Origin of the sequence: uncultured Lutibacter sp., assembly GCF_937891065.1 — a bacterium.
Classification (GTDB): Bacteria; Bacteroidota; Bacteroidia; order Flavobacteriales; family Flavobacteriaceae; genus Lutibacter.
The window spans coordinates 1-5196 of record NZ_CALAEQ010000248.1; the positions used below are offsets into that span (position 1 = coordinate 1).

Here is a 5196-nt window from a genome sequence, read left to right on the forward strand (position 1 = left end):
AATTTCGCAAATTGGTATTGGTGTCATTTTGTGTTTATTCCTTGAATTGTAACGTTTAAAAATTTCAAAAACTACTTTTTTGCGTCCTGAAAAATCATCTACAGTTTTACCAATTTCATGCATTTCCATTGCCCATTCTAACTCATCATAGTTTGCACCAATTTGGTCTTCATCACTTCTTGCATCACCAAATAAACCATCACTTGGCGAGGCATTCATAATAGATTCAGGTACTTTTAAAAACGTACCGATTTCATAAACTTGCGATTTTAAAAGATCTGCAATAGGGCTTAAATCAACACCTCCATCTCCATATTTGGTGTAAAAACCGACGCCAAAATCTTCAACTTTGTTTCCAGTTCCGGCAACAAGTAAGCCTAACAATCCTGCGTGATAATATAAGGTTGTCATTCGCAAGCGAGCTCTTGTGTTTGCTAAAGCCATAGCAACAGTTGCTTGCTTTCCATCTAAAGAAACTTCCGTTTTAAATTCTTCAAAAACAGGAGTTAAGTCAACTATAATATCTGAAACATTTGGAAAACGGTTTTTCAGTTGAGCAATATGTTCTTGGCCGCGACTTACATGACTTGCTGCTTGATGTATTGGCATTTCAACACAAAGGAGTTGCAATCCTGTTTTTGCGCATAACGTTGAGGTAACCGCAGAATCAATACCTCCAGAAATTCCAATTACAAAACCGTTTACGCCTGTGTTTTTAGCATAATCTTTTAACCAGTTTACAATATGGTCAACAACTTTTTCTGTTTGCATGAAGGTTTATTTTTAAGGCAAAGAATAGTACATTTGCAAAACAAAAATAAACGAATTGAATAATTAATAAAAATTATAATCGTTTAAGTTTTATATTCATTCATTATGCGAAATAAACTAAGTTTTCTTATTGTAATTTTAGTATTATTTCAATCTTGCCAGAACGAGAGCGGAATTGAAAAAGAAATTGCAAATATTGAAGTTAAAGTTCAAATAGAACGTTTTGAAAAGCTTTTTGCTGAAGCTTCTGCAGAATCTTTGCCTAAACTTAAAGCAGATTACCCTTTTATGTTTTCAAGTCAATATCCAGACTCCCTTTGGATTGCAAGAATGAATGATACATTACAACAACAAATGTTTTTTGAGATTGAAAAAAAATATGCCGATTTCGGCCAATTGAAAAATGAATTGGTTAGTTTCTATCAACATTTAAAATACTATAATCCTTCATTTAGATCACCCAGAGTTATAACCTTAATTAATGATATTGATTATAGAAGTAAAATAATAGTCACAGATTCTATAACTTTAATTGCTATTGATAATTATTTAGGAGGTGACCACGAGTTTTATGGGAATATTCAAAACTATTTAAAACAGAATTTCGAAGCACCACAAATAGTATCAGATTTAGCTGCAGAGTATGCTCAAAAGCAAATTTATCAACCTTCACGAAAATCATTAATTGACGAAATGGTTTATTTCGGGAAGATACTCTACTTTAAAGATGTGATGATTCCGTTTAAATCTGATGAAGAAAAAATAGGATATACAAAAGATCAATTAGCTTGGGCGTTGGCAAATGAATCAAGTATTTGGGAGTTTTTTGTTGAACGTGAATTATTGTTCGAAACAGACCAAAAATTAGCAGGAAGGTTTATAAATCCTGCTCCTTTTTCTAAGTTTAATTTAGAACTTGATGCTGAATCACCAGGTAGATTAGGCCAATACATTGGCTGGCAAATTGTAAAAGCATATATGGAAAATAGCGACGCAGATTTAAAAGATATGCTGCAAATGGATGCCACTGAGCTTTTTAATAAATCAAAATTTAAACCACGAAAATAATGGCAAATATACTTACATCTAAAATTGAATTGAACGTAGAGTTAGATGAAAATAGAATTCCTAAAAAACTAAGATGGTCTGCACAAGATGGTGGCATTACAAATGAAGAAGCAAAAGCAATGATGCTATCTGTTTGGGATAATAAAGCCAAAGAAACGTTGCGTATTGATTTATGGACTAAAGACATGCCAGTTGATGAGATGAAGCAGTTTTTTCATCAAACCTTAGTCGCAATGAGTGATACCTTTAATCGTGCTACACAAGACGAAAAGATGACAGCTACCATGAAAGATTTTTGTGATTATTTTGCTGAGAAGTTGGAGCTAAAGAAGTAAAAACGGTTTAGTTCAATCGGTTTTTAAATTCAGGTCTTTGGTGAATAAAGTTGAAATGGGAAAATATAGTTTTAATAATAATATTTTTTTATGTGTGAATTATGTAAGTTTAGCTAAAGAATTTGTAAATTCAAGTGAATACTTTATTGCATATTTACAATACCATTAATTCACTAATTTAAATAGTTACAGAATGAAAAAATCAAGACTTTATTTAATGATAATGATGTTATCATTATGTGCTTTTACTACAATCAGTGCTTCTGAAATAAATCCAAAAACAACAACTCCTATTGAGATTCCTGCTGAAGTTCAAGTAATGCTTAATCGTATCGAGGAAATAAAAGGAATGGATAAATCGGAACTAAAACGTACTGAGAAAAAGGAACTACGCAAAGAAGTACGCGCAATTAAATCGAAACTAAGAGCATCAGGAAATGGTATCTATATATCATCAGGTGCAATTATCATTATTTTATTGTTAATCATTATACTATAATCATTAGTTTGTTATCTACATCCTAATGATGTCATTTAAGCCGTTTTTGATATTTTTTCACCAACAATTTATTCCCTAAATTACTTTTGGTGGTAATATCAAAAATGGCTTAAATTATGAAGGATTTTTGTGATTATTTTGATGAGAAGTTGGAGCTAAAAAAGCAAAAAGCGTTTTTTTAATTGTTTTTTAATTCAGTTTTTTATTGGCATTTCGGTATTTATTCCATTTATATTTACTCATAAAATCTATTACTATTGTTTGATTAACTTATAAGTAGCAACGTTCTTGTCAGAGTATATCGCTCGGATAAAATAAACACCTTTTTTAAGTTTACTAATTTCTATTTTGTTCAAATCTATTGATGTTTGATAGCTTACTTTTTGACCCAAGTTATTCAAAATTTCTACCGAAATTGGTCGCTCTTTAGACGTGAAATATACAAAATCTGAACTGGGATTTGGGTAAATATACGCATCCTTCAAATTATCACCGTATCCATCTATTCCTAAAGAATTGGTTATGTGTATTCTTACTGTATTCACAGAAAATGCAGGAAGTACTGCTGAATAAGTACTGCCTGTAAACGGACTATCATCATAACTCGTAGAAACAATTTCATTTACCATTTCTCCATAGAGCGATTCAAAAATAACGCTGTCAGCTTGCCAAATAGCCGGAATATCAATATCAACAACATGTGAATTTTCATCATCCCTATTTATTAGTAAAACGTTAACAGAGTCATTATTGGCTCCAACTCCTCCCCATGCCGGAATAGCATCTATAGTTATAGGAAGAGGTGCTCCTTCATTGGTAGTCATAACATCTATCTGAGGATTGTTAGAAAGTGTTATTGGAAACATCCCTTCTCCTATGGCTTCCATAACCATTGTAGTCGCCACACCTTCAACCCCAACTGAAAACACTGGATTTGGATGTAAAAGATGTATAAAATTATTTCCTGTAGCCGACAAGGCAAAATGATTCATCACTCGCAGGTCTAATAAATCATTTAACCCATATTCAAATGTTCTTGCCCAAAAATCAGCAACATACAAACCGCAGGTTATTCCACGAATTGGGTGATCTTCTTCCGCCAGATCAAACAAAGCAACATTCCATTCTGTTAATGACACGCCAATTTCATTAGGTATTCCCCAATCAATTTCTCGTTGATTCCAAAGGTCTTCGAAATTCACCAAGGCTTCAACTTTACTTTGGGAAACAAATGCAGCATCTGAAAAAAATCCATTCTCAACTGCTGGTATTGTTAAACCGCTTGCATAAGGATGCTTTATCATAAAATTAGGTGGGCTTGCAGCAAAATCTTGTTGGAAAAGACTATTACTTGCTTGTATATCTTCTGGCTTTACACTATAGCCTATTTCAATGGATGAATCAGCTGTTTTCATAGCATTTCTATAAGCAAAAGCACCATCATGTCCAATACTATTGTATTCAATTAAAATAAAATCATCAACACTTAGTCCGCCATTTGGAATTAGCGTCACTTTGGTTGCTGTCCAAGAAAATTCATTAGAAGGTAAAAGGTTCGTAGGGTTTGCTATAGCATCATATAAATCTTGCTGACTTGCAGTTGCTGCCCAAACATCATCAAAGTTAGGTGTTCTATACACTCGCACTGCGTTAACATCAGCGATATCCATCGTAGGGAATTTAATTGCAATAGTATCTGTAGCTAAAGCACTTGAATAAAATTTTGTATGCCCTAAAATGGCTGTTTTGTTGTCTAGACCACCTATCGCTTCTACCCAACCTTCTCTAAGAAATTCGCCCCCATAATAATATAAATCATTAGCTTCGTCTTTTGTAAATGGTTTATCAGGAAATCCTGTTTGAAAATGAATGTTATCTTGAAAACCTAACCATGACCATCCAAAAGACCAAGCGTCTGTAGATTCATTTCCTATTTCCCAATACTTCACATTTATGGGATTTGGACTGTTTAATAAACTTTGGCGCAAACCTTCATAATAGGAGTCTGTACTATTACAAATACGCACAAGTTCAGCAGCATCGGCAGCAGAACCATTTCCGAAATTCACAACAATTTGGAGTTCTACACCAAAGGCATCTAAAAACGGAATTACATTTTCAAGGTTCAGTTTATCTGTATCATCCAAACGATCCATCCAACGGTAATTATTGGCTCGGTTTCCTCCTGGCCATCTTATAATACCTGGATTCATCTTCGAAAAAGCAGCACCAAACTCTGTCGTTTGATAATCAGAAACGTTGGTCTCACTCCCGTGATTGTATCCTTTCCATTCCGAAGGAATACTTTGAATTACAGGATTTTCTGGAAGTGAAATATTGATTGATTGCCCATGAGACACGAATGTAAATAAGAATAAAAAACAGCTAATAGTGTAACTTCGAATCATCTCTTTTATTTTATTTGACCTTATTTTGTTGCAAGGGTTTAATACGAAATAGTTTTAATGAATGCCAACGACCTGCTAAACGCAGTTCGGCTTTGAGAACGAAGATACAAAAAGA

At 33.4% G+C, this 5196-nt stretch carries 5 protein-coding genes; 3 read left to right on the top strand and 2 right to left on the bottom strand.

The annotated features are described in order from the left end of the window. Positions 1 to 771, bottom strand: a 771-nt coding sequence (gene nadE / locus Q0352_RS13380; RefSeq protein ID WP_299528315.1) for an NAD(+) synthase, incomplete at its 3' end; no start/stop codon positions are given. Between the two features lie 105 nt (positions 772 to 876). Between nadE and gldB the strand changes: the two genes are divergently transcribed. The 3 genes from gldB (at position 877) to Q0352_RS13395 (ending at position 2673) form a co-directional block, all read left to right on the top strand. Next, complete coding sequence (gene gldB, locus Q0352_RS13385) at positions 877 to 1839, top strand: gliding motility lipoprotein GldB (protein ID WP_299528317.1); 963 nt, start codon at positions 877 to 879, stop codon at positions 1837 to 1839. Continuing rightward, the gene (gene gldC, locus Q0352_RS13390) at positions 1839 to 2174 is read left to right on the top strand and encodes a gliding motility protein GldC (RefSeq protein WP_299528319.1); all 336 of its coding nucleotides are present in this window, start codon (positions 1839 to 1841) and stop codon (positions 2172 to 2174) included. The genes gldB and gldC overlap by 1 nt, the downstream gene beginning before the upstream one ends. A 223-nt stretch (positions 2175 to 2397) precedes the next feature. Beyond that, the gene (locus Q0352_RS13395; protein WP_299528321.1) at positions 2398 to 2673 is read left to right on the top strand and encodes a hypothetical protein; all 276 of its coding nucleotides are present in this window, start codon (positions 2398 to 2400) and stop codon (positions 2671 to 2673) included. 254 nt (positions 2674 to 2927) lie between these two features. Here the strand turns inward: Q0352_RS13395 and Q0352_RS13400 are convergent, their stop codons facing one another. Next, entirely contained in the window at positions 2928 to 5081 is a 2154-nt protein-coding gene (locus Q0352_RS13400; protein WP_299528323.1) for a T9SS type A sorting domain-containing protein, read from the bottom strand. Positions 5082 to 5196 lie beyond the last annotated feature (115 nt).

Coding starts and splice junctions, on each gene's coding strand:
- gldB (WP_299528317.1), top strand. CDS start 877: ATGCGAAATAAACTAAGTTTTCTTATTGTAATTTTAGTATTATTTCAA.
- Q0352_RS13395 (WP_299528321.1), top strand. CDS start 2,398: ATGATGTTATCATTATGTGCTTTTACTACAATCAGTGCTTCTGAAATA.
- Q0352_RS13400 (WP_299528323.1), bottom strand. CDS start 5,081: ATGATTCGAAGTTACACTATTAGCTGTTTTTTATTCTTATTTACATTC.
- gldC (WP_299528319.1), top strand. CDS start 1,839: ATGGCAAATATACTTACATCTAAAATTGAATTGAACGTAGAGTTAGAT.